This window comes from Methylococcus sp. S1M, assembly GCF_051295855.1.
GTDB lineage: Bacteria > Pseudomonadota > Gammaproteobacteria > Methylococcales > Methylococcaceae > Methylococcus > Methylococcus capsulatus.
Map to the genome: position 1 here is coordinate 81,540 of NZ_JBPDXO010000001.1, position 16,591 is coordinate 98,130.

Below are 16,591 nucleotides of genomic sequence, written 5' to 3' on the forward strand. Positions count from 1 at the left end.
CGACACGATCATCTGGATGGCTAACACCATGGAATTCAAGGATTACTACAAGATACTCGAGGTCGAGCGCTCGGCCACCGAGGACGAGATCAAGAAAGCTTACCGCAAGCTGGCCCGTAAATATCATCCCGACATCAGCAAGGAGAAGGGGGCGGAGGCCCGGATGAAGGAAATCAACGAGGCCTACGAGGTGTTGCGCGATCCGGAAAAGCGGGCGGCTTACGATCGTCTGGGGGCTGGCTACCGCAGCGGCCAGGAATTCCGGCCGCCGCCGGATTGGGATGCCGGCTTCGAGTTCGCTCGCGGACCCTTTGGGCACGGCGCGGACTTCAGCGATTTCTTCAACACCCTGTTCGGCGGTTTCGGCCGGAGCTCCGGGGCCTTCCGCGCGCGCGGCGAAGATCATCACGCCAAGGTTTTCATCGATCTCGACGATGCCTTTCGCGGCGTCAGCCGCACTCTCAGCCTGCGCGTGCCGCAGCTCGACGAACAGGGTCGCCTGGTGATGCGCGAACGCACGCTCCAGGTGCAGATCCCCAAGGGCATCCGCGAGGGCCAACTCATCCGTCTGGCCGGCCAGGGTGCCCCGGGCCTGGGCGGGGGGCCGCAGGGCGACCTTTACCTGGAGGTGCATTTCAAGCCGCATCCCTTTTACCGGGTCGATGGCCGCGATCTCTACCTCACCCTGCCGGTGGCGCCCTGGGAAGCGGCCATGGGGGCGACCGTCAAGGCGCCGACGCCAGCAGGTGCGGTCGAAGTTCGCATTCCCGCCCGGTCACAGAACGGACGCAAGCTGCGCCTCAAGGGACGGGGCATTCCCGCTGATCCGCCCGGCGACCTCTATCTCGTGCTGGATATCGTTCTGCCTCCGGCGGACACCGAACAGGCGCGGGATCTCTACCGGCACATGGCGCGGCAGATGGCCTTCGATCCGCGCCGCTCCCTGGGGGTTTAGGCCATGAGCAACAGTATCATCGTAGCGGGCGTCGGCGTCTGGATCGGGGACGAGGGGGTGTTGTCTCTGGAAGAACTGGCCTTGGCTTGCGGAGCGGGGATCGATTGTATCGCCGATCTGGTGGAGCTGGGGGTATTGACGCCACAGGGTGCCGACGCGACCGCCTGGCGCTTCGCAGCGGCCGATATCCAGCGATGCCGCCGCCTGCTGCGTCTGAGGCGCGATTTCGAAACCAGTCTGGAAGTGGCGGCTCTCATCCTCGACCTGCTGGAAGAAACCGAAAGGCTGCGGTCCCGTTTGCGGCGGGCCGGACTCACGGATTGACGAAGGATGGGACGAGCCCGGCGCATCGCCACACTTGCTCGACGGCCCGCCATGGGTACCGGGGCGAAGGGCCGGTTGTCCCGGTTCCCGCAGGCCGGTGCATCTGTCCTGGGCATCGAGTAGTCTGTATCGAAGCAGGAGAAGAACCGATGGTGGATGACTCGGAAATCCCCCGTATGGAAAGACGTCCGACCTTTGCCGAAGAATGGCGTTTGATGAATCTCTATGAGCGTTTCGAGCAGGTGGTTGCAATCATTCTGGCGAACGTGATCGCGGTGGTCATCGTCATCTCGCTCTATCAGCTCATTCGCACCGTCGCCATGCTGATCACCAGCCGGGTTTTCGAATCGCTCGATCATGCGGTGTTTCAGGAACTGTTCGGCATGATCATGACCTTGCTGATCTCGATGGAATTCAAGCATTCCATCCTGCGGGCGGCCTTGCGCCGCGGCAGCGTCATTCAGGTCAAGACGGTGGTATTGGTCGCCTTGATCGCGCTGTCGCGCAAGTTCGTCATTCTCGATCCGAATGTCGGTGCCGCAACCATCGGTGCCTTGTCCGCGGCTTTGCTGGCCTTGGGGGCGGTATATTGGCTGCTCAGCGCCTGCGAAAAACCGTAAAGACCCCTTACCCTCAGTTTCGGAGACTCCCATGAAACCCATTCAAGAATCCCTGTTTCCTCGTCGGCTTTGGACCGCGACCGCCACGTTGCTCCTGGGGTTCGGTATGGTCGCAGGCGGTTTTCAGGCCGCTTCGGCGCGGGACGTAGCACCTCGCCCGATCAGCCCGCGCGGAGAACTCGCGCTGGAAGAGAGAGCCACCGTCGAGTTGTTCGAAAAGTCGAAAAATTCGGTGGTGTATATCTCAACCCTGCAACAGGTCATGGATCCCTGGACGCGCAACGTACTCAGCATCCCCCGGGGGACAGGCTCCGGCTTCATCTGGGACGAAGCCGGCCATGTGGTGACCAATTATCACGTCGTGGAAGGGGCGAGCGGGGCCACCGTGAAGCTCGCCGACGGACGCGATTACAGGGCCGCCCTGGTCGGGGTGAGCAAGGCCCATGACCTGGCCGTGCTGAGAATCGACGTCGGTCAGGGCGTACCGGCTCCATTACCCATTGGCGTCAGCCACGATCTCAAGGTGGGGCAGAAGGTGTTCGCCATCGGTAACCCCTTCGGCTTGGACTGGTCGCTCACCACCGGCATCGTTTCGGCCCTGGATCGCTCCCTGACCGAGGAGACCGGCGTCACCATCGAGCATTTGATCCAGACCGACGCCGCCATCAATCCCGGTAATTCCGGCGGACCGCTATTGGACTCGGCCGGCCGGTTGGTTGGCATCAATACCGCCATCTACAGTCCTTCCGGGGCGTTTTCCGGGGTGGGTTTCGCCGTGCCGGTGGACACGGTCAACCGCGTAGTGCCGCAGCTCATCGGCCGCGGTCAATACATCCGACCGGCCTTGGGCATCGCGGTGGACGAGGGGCTCAACCAGAGAGCCGTTCAGCGGCTGGGTGTGACGGGAGTCCTGGTGTTGAAGGTGAATCCGGGCTCCGCCGCCGAAGCGGCCGGACTCAAGGGCGCCACCTTGCTGCCGGATGGCCGCCTGATCCCGGGCGACATCATCGTCGCCGTGGAAGGTAGGCCGGTCGATAGCGTGAGTAAGCTCTCGGCCTTGCTGGACGACTACCAGATCGGCCAGAAAGTGCGTCTCTCGGTGCGGCGCGGCGACACAGAGATGGATATCGCCGTGCAGCTGCAGGCCGGCAATTGAGCGACCGGGAATCCCGTGAAGCCTCCCATCTGACCGGATCGCCGCATGACACTGGCCCAGGTCGCCGTATTGTTGTTTCTGATCACTGATCCTTTCGGCAATTTGCCACTGCTGCTGACAGTACTGCAACGGCTGGGGCATGCGGCTTACCTCCGTGCCGTGTTGCGTGAAACGGCGATCGCCTTCGTGGTGCTGGTCGTGTTCGCCTGGAAGGGCGATCTGTTGCTGGGTTACCTCAACGTGACCCAGCCGTCTTTGAACATCGCGGGCGGGGTGATCCTGACCATCATATCCCTGAAAATGATTTTCGGCGGGGCTCAGGAGACTTTCGATGACCGTTACGCGAATGATCCCCTTGTCGTCCCCATCGCCATACCCGCCATTGCCGGGCCTGCAGCATTGACCACGGTGATGCTGCTCAGCAAACAGCAGGGGATTCCGTTTCCGACGCTGTTCACCGCCCTGACACTGGTTTTTCTGGCGAACTTGACCACCTTCCTGCTCGGTCGGCTGCTCGGAGAATGGCTGGGACCGCGGGGTTTGACTGCCCTGGAGCGGCTGATGGGACTCCTGCTCAACCTGGTCGCCGTGGACATGACCATGGCAGGTATCAAGCGCTTCTTCACCTGAACCCGCGCCGTCGGCCGTCAGCGCAGTTTGCCTATCTGATAGTCCAGCTCGGCACAGCGTACCTGGTATTCGACCCGGGCTTCGATTTCATCGATCGCGGCGCGGGTGAGGTTGAGCTGGGCTTGAGTCAGTTCGACAATGGAACTCAAACCCATCTGGTAGCGCGATTGGGCCAGTTGGAACGATTTGTCGGCCTCCAGGAACTGCTGATGTGCCGGCTTCATGCGCTCGAATGCGGTTTTCGCCGCCATCCACGCCACCCGCACGTCGCGCAGGACGTTGTTTTCCGCATCGGTGACGCCATGGGCCGCCGCCTGGTATTCCTTTTTCGCCTTGTTTTCGCGAGCCTCCAGGGCGAAGCCCTCGAAAACCGGAACGTCGATGAGGAGGCCGCCGATGACGTTGAATTTCGGATACTTGCCTGCTTCGATGTTGACCCATGGCATGTAATTGATGTCGCCCACCAGCTCGATCTTGGGGCGGGCGGCGGCTTTTTCCGCTTCCGCGAACTTTTCCGCTGCCTGTAACTGCAGCCGCAGGGTGCGCAGATCGGGCCTCAAATAGAGCGCCTCGGTGATGGCGCTCTCCAGCTCGCCGACGGGCGGCGGCAGAGGTTCCTCCCGCACGTCGAAAACTTCTTCGTCACGGCGGCCCATGGCAGTGGAAAGCACGGCGCGGGCCGAGGCCAGATCGTTCTGCGCCTTGAGCAGCAGCAACTGAGCATCGCTCTGGTTGACTTCGGCGAAGCTGACGTCGAGAGCGGATTTGAGTCCGGAGGTGGTCAGCGCCTTGACCTGCCGTAGATTGAGCTCCCGTTTCGCGAGAGTGTCCTCGGCCACTTTCAGCACGGCCTGCGCTTGGACCATCTGAAAATAGGCGGCGGTCACCAATAGTATGATCTGCGCTTCGTTGGCGGCCCGGTTCTCCTCGCTGGCTTTGGCGTTCAATTCGGCGCTGGCGATCAGGTTGGAAGTGCGGCCGAAATCATAGATCAACTGTTTCAGGTAGGCGCCGGTCGCGGCGCGCGACGCCACCGGCGGCGGTGCCAGGCCGTAACCCGCGGCCAGACGCGCCGGTGCGTTTTTCGAGCTGTTCGAAACCGCACTCACGGTCTGCTGGGTGATATGCGGCAGGTAGGCGGCCTTGGCCTGGACGACCGCCTCCTGGGAGGCCTGGGCCTGGAGGTCGGCAACCTGGATACGCGGGTGACTCGTGCGGGCGATGTCCTGCGCTTCCCGGAGTGACAGGGTGAGGGCGTCCGCCGGGCCGGTCGTGCATGCCAGCAGCAGCGCCGAGGTGGCGGACAGACCATACAGCCCGGGTCTCATGTGGTAGCCTCTGGCGGCGAATCGGCCGGTTTTTCGCCGTTCCGATCGCGGAACAGGAGCACATAGGTGGCGGGTACGATGAATACCGTCAACACCACCGAGGCACTGAGGCCGCCGATGATGACGCGCGCCAGCGGGGCATAGGCCTCGCTGCCGGTGCCGAGCTTCAAAGCCATGGGAATCAGGCCGATGATGGTGGCGAGAGAGGTCATCAGTACGGGCCGCAAGCGGGTCCGGCAGGCTTGCGAAACGGCGTCGACGACCGTCATGCCGCCGGCGCGCAATTGGTGGGTGAATTCCACGATCAGGATGCTGTTGGAGACCACCATGCCGCACAGCATGAGCACGCCCATCAGAGACATGACGTTGAGCGTAGTCCCGCTCACGAGCAGCATCAGGATGACCCCAGTAAGACCAGTGGGTACCGCCAGGAGGATGATGAAAGGCGTCACGAACGAACGGAACTGGGCAACCAGTACCAGGTAGACCAGGATGACCGACAGGCTCAGGCCGAGGGCGAAACTGTGGAAAGACGCCCGCATACTTTGCACGGCCCCGCGCAAGGTCACCGTCACGCCTTCCGGCAACTGCATTCCCGCCACGGTGTCTTCGATGGCGGTAGCCAGCCGTCCCAGATCCTCGCCTTGCGGAGTGACGTAGATGTCCATCACGCGTCGGATCTGGTAGTGGTCAACTTCGTTGGGAGTGTGCATCTCCTCGATCCGGGCGACGCTGTCCAGGGTCGTCGGGCCTTGCACGTTGGGGCCGCGCAGCACCAGGTTTCTGAGGTCATTGATCGAGCGGATCAGTTCCAGCGGATATTGAACCGAAAGGAAGTAATTGTTGCCGGATTTGGGATCGATCCAATAGTTCGGCGAGATCATGACGTTTGACGTCAGCGCCGAGATCAGGCTGTCGACCACGTTCTTCTCCGTGAGGCCGACCTGACCGGCGCGGATGCGGTCCACCTCGATATTGAAAGCGGGCAGATGGTTGTCCTGCGGGGTGAAAACGTCGCCGGTGCCGGGAAGCTTCCGAATCTCCGCGGTCAGGGCCTTGACCACACGATCGGCAGTCTCGAGGTCGTTGGTGCCCACTTGGACATCGATCGGCGCCGGCATTCCCTGGTTCATCACCGCGTCGATCAGACCGCTGGTCTGGAGGTAGGTGCTCAGCTGGGGCATTTCCTCCCGCAGTGCTTCCCCGATCCGGTCCATGTATTCGAAACTGCTGGTCTTGTGGCCGGCCTTGAGAGCGACCTGGACGAAGGCGGTGTCCTCGGTCGAATTGGTGGTGTAGAGCGCCGGTAGGTCGGCCACCGAGCCGATATTCGACAGGATGAGCTGGAGATCTTCCGGTGTGACGTTGCGGCGGATCAGTGCCTCGACCTGGCGGATCTGGTCCTCGGTCTTCTCCAGCCGCATTCCGGAGGGCGCCTTGATCATGAGGGTGAACAATCCCGGATCGGTGCGGGGGAAGAACGAAAGGCCCAGCAGCGGAAACAGCAATAGGCTGGCGGCGAACAGGCCCGTGATGCCCGCGAGCGTGGCACGGGGACGCTGCAGGGCGCGGGCCAGCAGGGCCTGGTACCGGTCGAGAAAGGCCTGGAAGCGTGCATCGAACCCGGCATTGAAGCGGCTCAATAGGGAGGATCGGGCGTCTTGGCCATTGCCATGGACGTTCGTGATGAACCGGGAGCAGAACAGCGGTACGACGGTCATGGCCACGACGTACGATGCGAATTCCGACATGACGACGGCCAGGCCCAGCGCCGAGAACAGGAATTTGCTGACGCCCTGCAGAAAGCTCACCGGGAAGAACACGATGGCCATGGTGAGGGTGGCGGCGAGCACCGGGAGTGACACTTCCATTCCGCCTTGCTCCGCAGCCTTCGCCGCAGGCTTGCCCATTTCCATATGACGGAAGATGTTTTCCAGTACGATTACCGAGTTGTCGATCAGGCGCGAGAATGCCAGCGCCAGGCCGCCCAGGAGCATGGTATTGACGGAGCCGCCGCCGAGGAACATGACGAAGAACATGGTCAGCGCCGACAGTGGGATAGACAGCATCACCGCCCCGGTGGCGCGCGGACTGCCGAGGAACATCAGGATCATGAGGCCGGTCAGGCACAGGCCCGTGAGTCCTTCGTGCATCAGGTTCTCGATGGCGCTTTTGACGAACAGGGACTGGTCGAAGATGACCTCCGTCATCAGGGTCTTGGGTACATCCAAAAGGCGGGAGACGATGTCCTTGATCCCGTCGACAATGGCGATCGTATTGGTGTTCCCGCCCTGCTTGAGCACCGGCACGTAGACCGAACGCTGGCCGTCGATGCGTACGATGTTGGTCTGGATCATGGTGTCGTCCTTGGCCCGGCCGACGTCGCCTACCATCACCGCCCCCTGGCCTACGGTGCGCAACGGTACCTGGTCCAGTTCCCGCATCGTGGCGACCTGGCTGTTGGTATAGATGTTGTACGTCAGATCGCCGATGCGGGAGAAGCCGGCAGGGAGGATCAGGTTGGCGTCGTTGACCGCGTTCACCACGTCGTCGATGCTCAAGTCATAGGCCTGCATCTTCATGGGGTCCACGTAAACCTGGATCTGCCGCATCTTGCCGCCGAACGGCAACGGTACCGAGGCGCCGGGTACGCTGGCCATCTGGTTGCGCACGTTGAAACGGGCGATATCGAGCAGGTCCTTTTCGGCCAGACCCTGGCCTTTGAAGGTCACCAGGCACACCGGCATGCTGGACGCGTCCGATTTCAGGATCACCGGCGGGAGGGTACCTTGTGGCAGGCGGCGGAGTGTCGCCATCGCCAGATTGGAGATGCCGGTCAGCGCCGAGTCCGGATTGGAGCCCGGATGGAAATGGACTTTGATCAGACTGACGCCGGGCAGGGACCGCGATTCGATGTGATCGACGTCGCTGGCGAGGGTGAACATGCGCTCGAACGGTGCGGTGATCGCCGTTTCGATCTGCTTTGGCGGCATGCCGGAGTAGAAGGTGGCGACCATGACCACCGGAATGTTGATGGCGGGGAACAGGTCGACGGGCATGCGCAGCAGGGCCGAAATGCCCAGTACTCCGGCCATCAACCCGCCGACGATGATGAAATAGGGGAAACGGAGCGCGAACCGGGGCATCTCGCAGCTAGCTTCCGTGGCCGTCTAATGCCCGCCCTCGGCGGGCGGGTCGTCGAACGACACCGTTCTCGTCTGGACCGTCTGTCCGGGGAGGAAGGCGGAACGTCCAGCGACGATGACCAGCTCGTTTTCCTCGAGGCCCGAGATCACTTCGTAGCGGTCCGGCGATCTGATGCCGAGCTTCGGCTTGCGCTCTTCCACTTTGCCGTCCGGACCGACCACCAGTACCGTCGATTCCTTTCCGTCTTCATCCACGGCTTCGACCGGTATCGCTAGAGACCGGTCGCGCCGCGCCAGCACGAACTCCACGGAGGCCAGCATGCCGGGCTTGAGTTCAAAGCGTGGATTGGGGACCAGGAGTTGGGTTTCCATGGTGCGGGTGACATCGGAGGCTTTCCCCGTGAAGCGCCAAATTTTTCCTTCGAAAGTGCGGTTCAGGGAAGGAACGTGGACGGTCACCGGAGTGTCCGGGTGAACCAGCGGAACCAAGGATTCGGGGACGGGGAAGGAAAGCCTGAGCGGATCGACCTGAGTGATCCGGACCACCGGCATGGCCTGCTGGCTGGACTGGATACCCTGTGGCACCATGGCGCCGGTATCGGCATAACGCTTGGTGACGATGCCCGCGAAGGGTGCCCGGATCGTCGCATAGTCAGCCAGCGTCCTGGCCTTGAGTTCCTCGGCCTGGGCTTCTGCGAGTTCCTGTTCGGCCACCAGGGCGGCGGCTTGGCGGGACGAAAGTTCCGCCGCCGTGGCATCAGCCTGGGACTGGGCGAGGTCGACCTCCTGCTGGGCCACCAGGTTGGGGGTGGTCTGGTTGACCGAATACATGCGCTGATAGGTCAGCGCTGCCTGACGGGCTATCGCTTCGGCGCGGCGGATGTTGCTGCTGACCAGCCGGATACGCTCTCGGGCCCGCAAAACGGCGGCATGCGCACGCGCCAGATCTTCCTCGAGTTCAGGAACCTCGAGGACGGCGAGAACCTGCCCTTCCTTGACCGCATCGCCGATGTCTACGTCGATTCTCTTCACGTAGCCCGCCACCTTGGCATGGACGTCGACCTGCTGATACGGCTCGAATTCAGAAGCGATATTGAGCGTGCTCACCAGGTCCGTCCGCACCACCGGTGTGACTGCCGCTACGTTTGGCATGCCCGCGGCGTTCTTGTGGGAGCCGGTGTGATCCGAGCAGCCGGCCGCCGACACGAGGAGAAGGAAAACGATCGAATGGAAAGAGAATTTGAGGTATCCGGGCCCGGGGGGAGTGCAGGTTCCCCTCGAGGCCGATGTCTTATTGCACTGGGACGGGTGGGGGCACATCTTGCCGAGCCGTGAATAAAGAGCGGACCGGCCGCGAAAGCCGGCCCCGTGTGTCGGACTACTGTCTGAATGCGCGACTCTTGTGGTGACCGCCCTGACTCAGGGAAACAGTGGGCATGGTAGGGGGGACGACTTCGAACAGGTTGCAGCGTTCGTCGTCAGCCTGATAGGGCACCCTGGTCAGGGTGCTGACGCCAAAGTAATCTCCCCAGGCGTTGTAACTCTCGCAGCTCCACTCGCTGGGAAGGACGCTGGTTTCGGTGCTTCTGCAGTCCAGCGTAACGGGCAGGAACAGAGCCTCGCCACCCGTCCCTTCGACGATGTGTACCGTCAGACCGAGGCGGGCCCCGGTCTGGGTATGCACGGCGCCGGGATTGACGTTCTTGCCGAAATAGCGGGTGCCGATGTCGATCGTGCCGGTCGCGGCTGCCATGTGCACGACCCAGGGATCGCCTTCTTCCTGATAGGCGTAGACATATTTACCGTGGACGCTGTAAGCGGTTTGCTTGCCGCCGAACAGCAGTGCGGCCAGGTCGTACCATGAGCTGACCAGCACACCCTGGGTTTCTGCGTCGATCACGAAGCGCTCGTCCGGAAACAGGCTGTCGGTATAACAGGCGGACTGCGCATGAGCGACTCCGGCGGACGCAATCAGCGCACAGGCCGCCGCTAGTCCGTTCCTCGCCGATGAAAGAATCGATCTTTTCACTCGGAAGCTCCCGGTTGTTGAGTGGAGGCGGCCGGACCGGTCATGCGCACCACGACCGGACGAGCGCCGGTGGCATTCTGGCACGCCACGCCGTTGAACGGAAGCCAAACCTAGCGTTTCAAGAGCCTGAAACCGTGTGTCCTTTGATCCAGGCCGATGCCATCCACGGGATGACGGGTACTTCCCCGTTCACCCCTCCTGATCGAGCCCGGTTTTCGGCGGAAAGAACCGGATCGCCTCTCGACCTCGACCGGCGGGTCGATGCCGATCGGCCACGGTCTGGCATAGGTCGGGGCGGAGCGGTGGGAGGCACGCCTGCCGAAGCGCGGCGAGATCCGAACGTTCCGATCCGGGACCCAAGCCGACCTCTTTCGGGAGCGGCTGCCTCCGGGCGGTTTCGATTGCAACGACGCGATCCTCCCCCTCGCCAGGTTCGCCTACGACGGCCCGCGCCCGATCGGCCGGCTCGTTCTCGCCGGCGCATTCGCTGCGGGCCGTCAGCCGGCCAAGCGCCGCCGGGTCGAGACCGTGTCGCAGGAACCGCGGCAGCGGGCGGCCTCATTGCATCGCAAGGCCCGGCGGCGGATTCCCGATTTTGGCCGAACCTTCCCGCTCGCCGCGGTGTTTCGTGCCGTTCAGGAGGATCTCCCGACCGCGGGTCGCTTTCCCTGAAGAAGCCCCGCGCGCAGAAACCGGCGTTCCGCAACGGCGCTGGCGACCCCGTCGTCCCATGACCGGAGGGGACCCGGGTCGTCAGATCCAGTTATCGTCGCTTCCTCCGAGATCGTCACCCGAAAAGTCGTATCCGGTGTCGAGGAACGAGTCGTCCAGATCGGACCAGCCGTCTTGATCTTCTCCGGTGGGAGCCTGATCCGAACCGTAGTAGTTGTTGATGGTGGTATTTTCCGTGAGGTGACCGCCGGCTGACGCGCCCCAGGGATCGTGCTGCCCCCCATGGATGAGGTTCTCGATGCCCTGGAACAGGAACGAGCCCGCAACCACGCCGGCGGCGGTCGAGGCCATGTTGCTCAGGAAGCCGGGAGCCGCCGAGGGCGGCGGCGCGGGTTGGCGGTAGCCCGCAGGGGTGGCGTCCCAGGTGCGGCCGGCCGGTGCCGAGGCCTGCGCCCAGGGATCACCGCCCAGAAAGCTGCCGTTGCTGCGACTGACCGGGGAAGGCTGGCGCTGGAGCTCTTCGATGCGGGCCTTGGCGTTTTCCAATGCCTTCTCCAGCAACAGGTTGCGCTGGATCAGCAGATAGGCGGCATCAGGCTGTCGTGCCACGGCGTCCTGGATCAACCGGTCGGCTTCCGGGTTTTTCTCGATGCCTTTGATCTCTGTCAGCCGTGACAGAAAACGTTCGAGTGCTTGGCGTTCTTCAGTGTTCATGGGGTGATGGTTCGATGGCGGGCATGAGTCCCAACATCGCCCATTTTCGGGATGGATCCCGATGATTTCAACGGGGTGGCGGCGATGACCATTCCCCGGCGGATGAGCGCCAGGATCGCGGCCGGTCGGCGGCATCCGCGTCCAATTGGACGTTTCTGTGAAATGTCACTTAGGAATCAGTAGTGATTCGTGTATTCGACGCCGGAAAATGGTGCGGGTTGCCGGAACGGAGTTTAGCGGCGCGCACGCTCAGGACTTCGGATGAGCCAGGCAGGGGCAGCCGGTGCCATCGCATTCGCCGCGAGCACAGCGCCGGGAGAGGAAGGAACGAGGGCCGGCGAAAAGGATCGTGGTGCTCGAAAGGCATGCTATCGTAGGGGCAAACTGGGTTCCGGCGAGAGCCGGGGATTTTCGATGCGAGGAAGGATTGCCAACCGATGTCCGACGAAGAGTCGATCAAGACTCGCCTGAAGCTCCGGCCGGTGGCGATCGATACGTACCGGGAAAACGTGGCGTACCTGCACCGCGAATGTTCGGTGTATCGGGCGGAGGGCTTTCAGGCGCTCGCCAAGATCCGGGTGGGCTGCAACGGCAAGCAGATCGAGGCGGTGCTGAACGTGGTGGACGATGTCTGCATCGTGGCCCCGGACGAGCTGGGCCTGTCGGAGCAGGCATTCCAGCGTTTCGGCGAACCCGCGGGCCAGCTCGTGAACGTGGCGCAGGCCGAGCCTCCACTATCCATGGACGGCGTCCGGCGCAAGATCGGCGGGGAACGGCTGGATTACGGCGATTATCAGGCCATTACCAGCGACATTGCCAAAGGGCGCTATTCCAAGATGGAGATGGCCGCGTTCCTGGTGGCGACCGGCCAGAACGGGTTGGATCGTGACGAAGTGCTGTCGCTGACGCGTGCGATGCTGGAAACCGGGGTGAGATTGAGCTGGAATGAGCCGCTGGTGGCCGATAAACACTGCATCGGCGGTATTCCGGGCAACCGGACGTCGTTGTTGATCGTGCCCATCGTGGCGGCGCACGGGATGCTGATCCCCAAGACCTCCAGCCGCGCCATCACTTCGCCTGCCGGGACGGCGGACACCATGGAAGTGCTCGCGCGCACCGATCTGGCGCCGGAATCACTCGACCGGCTGGTGCGGATGGAACGGGGTTGTCTGGCGTGGGGCGGCACCACTCGCCTGGCTCCGGTCGACGATATGCTCATCTCGGTCGAACGTCCCCTCGGCATCGATTCTCAAGGCCAGATGGTCGCTTCTATTCTGTCGAAGAAGTTGGCGGCCGGCGCCACCCATCTGCTGTTGGACATTCCGGTCGGCCCTACCGCCAAGGTGCGGCAGATGCGCGATGCCATGAGGCTCAGGAAACTGTTCGAATACGTCGGTGACCGCGTCGGCCTGCATCTGGAAGCCGTGATCACCGACGGTGCCCAGCCGGTCGGCCGCGGCATCGGTCCGGTGCTGGAGGTGCGGGACGTCATGCAGGTGCTGGAGAACGATCCGGAAGCGCCGGTCGATCTGCGCGAAAAATCCTTGCGCCTGGCCGGTCGCATCCTCGAGTTCGATCCCGACGTCCGGGGCGGCTTCGGCTATTCGATCGCTCGAGACATCCTGGAATCGGGCCGGGCGCTCGCCAAGATGCACCGGATCATCGATGCCCAGGGCCGGCAGGAGCGGCGCCTGGAGCCCGGCAGGCTGGTCTTCGAGGTGCGGGCGGAGCGGGCCGGCGTGGTGGTCGGGATCGACAATTTTTTCTTGGCGCAGACGGCCCGCCTCGCCGGCGCACCGATGAGCCGAGGGGCAGGCGTGGATCTGTTGAACAAGCTGGGCGATACGGTAGAGGAGGGGCAGCCGCTCTACCGGGTCTACGCGGAATTCCCTGCCAATTTCGAATTCGCCCGGGAGTTCACGCGCACGAGAAGCGGTTACAACATCGGAGATGCCGCTTTCCTGACCAAGACTCACATGGAGTTCTGATCGTGGTCGTCATGGGCTTCGACGAAACCCTGACTCAGTCCCAAGAGCTTGCCGGGGCCTTGGGTTGTCCGTGGCGCGCAATTGAGGTCCACCGGTTCCCGGACGGTGAAAGTCGCGTAAGGGTTCCTCCCGACGTGCGGGGGACGGGTGTCGTGCATCGCAGCCTGGATCGCCCCAACGACAAACTGGTGGAACTGGTGTTGGCCGCCGAGACCTTGCGCGGGCAAGGCTGCGACCGGTTGGTTCTGGTGGCGCCCTATCTTTGCTACATGCGCCAGGACATCGCATTTCAGGCCGGTGAGGCGGTCTCCCAGAAGGTCGTCGGAAATCTGTTGGCACGTTATTTCGATGCGCTCATCACCGTCGACCCCCATTTGCACAGGATCGACCGTCTGGAGCAGGCGGTACCGCTGAAACGGGTCCTGAGTGTGTCGTCGGCGACGCTCGTCAGTCGCTATCTGGCGACGGATCGCAAAGAGTGGCTATTATTGGGACCGGATCAAGAGTCCAGGCAATGGGTGGAGGCGATTGCCGCGCAGGCAGGTCTGCCTTGCGCCGTCGCCTCGAAGCGACGTTTGGGAGACAGAGAGGTCGGCATCTCCCTCCCGCAGGAGGCCGGAGCGTTCAAGGGCGTGGTGCTGGTGGACGATATCGCGAGCACTGGAACGACCTTGGCGGAGACGGCGAGGCTGCTCGCCCGAGCCGGCGTCGCCCGAATCGATGTGATCGTGACTCATGCGCTGTTTACCGGTGATGCCTGGAGCCGCCTCAAACAGGCGGGCGTCGGTGCGATAGCCTCGACCGACAGCATCAGCCATCCCACCAACCGGATGTGTCTCGCACCTCTGCTGGCCGATGCGGTGCGAAAATGCGCGTTTTGAGCGGCCCTAAGCAGCAGGAATCTTTCGTTGTACAAATTCCGTTTTCCTTCGCTGTCGGTCAGCAAACTGGTGCTCGGCGGCTTCGTGCTGGCGGCTTTGCCGCTGTTGGTCGCCATCGGTTCGACCGTCGGTGCCGTGGATGATCTCGCCGCGCAGTCCCGAAAAACCGTCTATTCCGTCGCGCAGCTCAGCCAGAAAAGCTTCATGCTCATGGAGCGTTTGAGCGATCTGGAACGAAAAGGGAAGCAGCTCCTGGTGTTCGACGATGCGGACATGCGCAGCGCCTTCGAAGCCATGCATGAACAGGTGCAGGACATCGTGCTGGACTTGCGGGTCCGCACCGAAGATGAGTCGCTGACTGCCCAGCTCGATCAGTTCGGCTCGGAGGAAGCGGCCGCCTACCAAAGTGTGATGGAGGCACAGGAAAGCCGCAAGGCGAAAACGCAAGGGACGGTGCCGCGCCGTGGTTCGCAGGGTCCTTCGGCAGGACTGGAAAAGTTCGACGGCTTGTTCCAGTCCCTGGGGAGGAAAGCCAGGACCTTGTCGCAGGCCTATACCGTGCTGATCGACCAGGAGGTGGCGCGGCTCGACGGGCATTCCAAATCGGTCCAGGACCGCATCCTCGTGAGGTCGGCGGTGCTGGTCCCCGGCGCGGCCTGCCTCGTCGCCCTGTTCACCGTCCTCATCACCCGCCCGATCCGGCAACTGGAATCCGCGATCCGTCAGTTGGGGAGCGGCGATTACCAGCAGCCGGTCAGCGTCACCGGCCCGTCCGACCTGACTTTCCTGGGCGAGCGCCTGGAATGGCTCAGAAGCCGGCTGAATGCGCTGGAGGAGGCCAAGCAGCAGTTCATGCGCCACGTCTCGCACGAGGTCAAGACACCACTCGCGACCATCCACGAGGGCACGGGGCTGCTGGCGGATGAAGTGGTGGGCGAGCTCAACCCCGAGCAGAAGGAAATCACCCAGATACTGGTCAGCAATACCCAGCGGCTCGAGCGCTTGATCACGGCGCTGATCAACTTCAGTCAGGCCAATGCCGACCCGGCCGCGCTCCGGCGTGAACCAGTGGACATGCACGCGCTGGTGGGCGAGGTGCTGGACGAGTATCAGTTGCGTCTGCGGGCGAAAGATCTCCGGCTCGATGTCCACCTGGCGAAGATCGAAATAGAAGGTAACCGTGAACAGCTCCGTACCGTGATCGACAATCTCCTGTCCAATGCCGTCAAGTATTCTCCGGCCGGTGGCCTGATTTCACTGCGGCTCGGCGCCCTGGATCACTACATGGAACTCGAGGTCGGCGACGAAGGGCCGGGAATTGCGCCGGAAGAACGGCAGCAGGTGTTCGAGCCTTTCTTCCAGGGCAGCAAGGGACGCGAACTGGGTATTCCGGGTACGGGGCTCGGTCTGGCCATCGTCCGCGAGTGCGTCATGAGCCACCATGGCAGCGTCGAACTGCTGGATCCGCCGACCGGCAACGGCACCCTGGTTCGGGTCAGAATCCCCTGGTGTGAAGAATCGACGCCGCGGTTGCGCGTGCGAATTTCATTTCCTCGGCAAGGAGAACCCGCCGATGTCTAAGGCACATGTATTGCTTGCTCTGCTTGCGGGGCTGGTCGCGGGATGCCAGCTGTGGCGGCCGGCCAAACCTCCGGAGCAGCCGGTTGCGCCAGCTCCCCGCGATTACGCGGCGACGGATCTGGACGCGCTGGTCCGCTACGGCGAAGACCTCGCCAGGATGGCTCCGGCCGAGCGTCTGCCGGAGTGTCAGCAGGTCGACCGTATGCAGGCATCCAGTCCCCGCATGGGATACCGGTTACACCTATTGCTGGCGCAGATGGTGACGACGGGGTGCGGCGACGCCTCGGTGACGCTTGGGAACATCAAGGTGGTGATCAGCGAGATCGAGGACCTGCGGGTACGCGCTTGGCTGGCCTACCTGAGCGAGCTGGTGTCGCGGTCGCAGAGGGAAGCGGCCGAAAAGGCCGAGCTGGATCGACAGCTCAAGGAAGCACAGAGCGGAAAGCACAAGGTGCGCAAGGATGTCCGGGCCAAGGACAGCAAGATCCAGAGCCTGGAAAGCGAAGTCGAACAGCTGCGCAATAAATTGAACACGCTCAAATCGATTGAGCAGAAATTATAGTGACT

General features: G+C 62.8%; 14 protein-coding genes. 9 read left to right on the forward strand and 5 right to left on the reverse strand.

Translation table 11 applies throughout. From position 1 onward, the window contains the following. Nucleotides 1-28 precede the first annotated feature (28 nt). The 5 genes from ACSHWJ_RS00350 to ACSHWJ_RS00370 all read left to right on the forward strand — a co-directional run bounded on the left by ACSHWJ_RS00350 (nt 29) and on the right by ACSHWJ_RS00370 (nt 3,685). A complete protein-coding gene (locus ACSHWJ_RS00350; RefSeq protein ID WP_017365201.1) occupies nt 29-955 on the forward strand; it encodes a DnaJ C-terminal domain-containing protein in 927 nt (308 codons plus the stop codon). Nucleotides 956-958: 3 nt separating this feature from the next. Next, nucleotides 959-1,279, forward strand: coding sequence for a chaperone modulator CbpM (locus tag ACSHWJ_RS00355; RefSeq protein WP_432539131.1), 321 nt, complete (start codon nt 959-961; stop codon nt 1,277-1,279). Nucleotides 1,280-1,455: 176 nt separating this feature from the next. After that, nucleotides 1,456-1,899, forward strand: a complete 444-nt coding sequence (locus ACSHWJ_RS00360) for a phosphate-starvation-inducible PsiE family protein (RefSeq protein WP_026045929.1) — start codon at nt 1,456-1,458, stop codon at nt 1,897-1,899. Nucleotides 1,900-1,930: 31 nt separating this feature from the next. Beyond that, nucleotides 1,931-3,055, forward strand: coding sequence for a S1C family serine protease (locus ACSHWJ_RS00365; RefSeq protein WP_432539132.1), 1,125 nt, complete (start codon nt 1,931-1,933; stop codon nt 3,053-3,055). A gap of 45 nt (nt 3,056-3,100) precedes the next feature. Further along, nucleotides 3,101-3,685 carry a MarC family protein gene (locus ACSHWJ_RS00370; protein ID WP_010960978.1) on the forward strand — a complete coding sequence of 195 codons (585 nt, stop codon included), beginning with the start codon at nt 3,101-3,103 and terminating at the stop codon, nt 3,683-3,685. A 17-nt stretch (nt 3,686-3,702) separates the two neighbouring features. Here the strand turns inward: ACSHWJ_RS00370 and ACSHWJ_RS00375 are convergent, their stop codons facing one another. The 5 genes from ACSHWJ_RS00375 to ACSHWJ_RS00395 all read right to left on the reverse strand — a co-directional run bounded on the left by ACSHWJ_RS00375 (nt 3,703) and on the right by ACSHWJ_RS00395 (nt 11,574). Next, entirely contained in the window at nt 3,703-5,013 is a 1,311-nt protein-coding gene (locus ACSHWJ_RS00375) for a TolC family protein (protein WP_218797831.1), read from the reverse strand. Next, a complete protein-coding gene (locus tag ACSHWJ_RS00380; protein WP_017365197.1) occupies nt 5,010-8,159 on the reverse strand; it encodes an efflux RND transporter permease subunit in 3,150 nt (1,049 codons plus the stop codon). The genes ACSHWJ_RS00375 and ACSHWJ_RS00380 overlap by 4 nt, the downstream gene beginning before the upstream one ends. 24 nt (nt 8,160-8,183) lie before the next feature. After that, nucleotides 8,184-9,311 (reverse strand): efflux RND transporter periplasmic adaptor subunit, encoded by a 1,128-nt coding sequence (locus tag ACSHWJ_RS00385; protein ID WP_256996464.1) that lies wholly within the window; start codon nt 9,309-9,311, stop codon nt 8,184-8,186. Between the two features lie 226 nt (nt 9,312-9,537). Continuing rightward, nucleotides 9,538-10,188: a hypothetical protein gene (locus tag ACSHWJ_RS00390; protein ID WP_017365195.1), complete on the reverse strand. Its 651-nt coding sequence runs from the start codon at nt 10,186-10,188 to the stop codon at nt 9,538-9,540. 753 nt (nt 10,189-10,941) lie between these two features. Next, entirely contained in the window at nt 10,942-11,574 is a 633-nt protein-coding gene (locus ACSHWJ_RS00395; protein ID WP_017365194.1) for a DUF2076 domain-containing protein, read from the reverse strand. Nucleotides 11,575-12,011: 437 nt separating this feature from the next. Between ACSHWJ_RS00395 and ACSHWJ_RS00400 the strand changes: the two genes are divergently transcribed. The 4 genes from ACSHWJ_RS00400 to ACSHWJ_RS00415 are packed head-to-tail and all read left to right on the forward strand — an operon-like array spanning nt 12,012 to nt 16,586. Then, nucleotides 12,012-13,562: a thymidine phosphorylase family protein gene (locus tag ACSHWJ_RS00400; protein WP_218797828.1), complete on the forward strand. Its 1,551-nt coding sequence runs from the start codon at nt 12,012-12,014 to the stop codon at nt 13,560-13,562. Between the two features lie 11 nt (nt 13,563-13,573). Continuing rightward, nucleotides 13,574-14,443, forward strand: a complete 870-nt coding sequence (locus tag ACSHWJ_RS00405; RefSeq protein ID WP_010960970.1) for a ribose-phosphate pyrophosphokinase — start codon at nt 13,574-13,576, stop codon at nt 14,441-14,443. Between the two features lie 27 nt (nt 14,444-14,470). Beyond that, on the forward strand, nt 14,471-16,024 hold the full coding sequence (locus ACSHWJ_RS00410; RefSeq protein ID WP_333687276.1) for a sensor histidine kinase: 1,554 nt from the start codon (nt 14,471-14,473) through the stop codon (nt 16,022-16,024). Continuing rightward, a complete protein-coding gene (locus ACSHWJ_RS00415; RefSeq protein WP_010960968.1) occupies nt 16,017-16,586 on the forward strand; it encodes a hypothetical protein in 570 nt (189 codons plus the stop codon). Before ACSHWJ_RS00410 ends, ACSHWJ_RS00415 begins: the two co-directional genes overlap by 8 nt. The last annotated feature ends 5 nt before the right edge of the window (nt 16,587-16,591 follow it).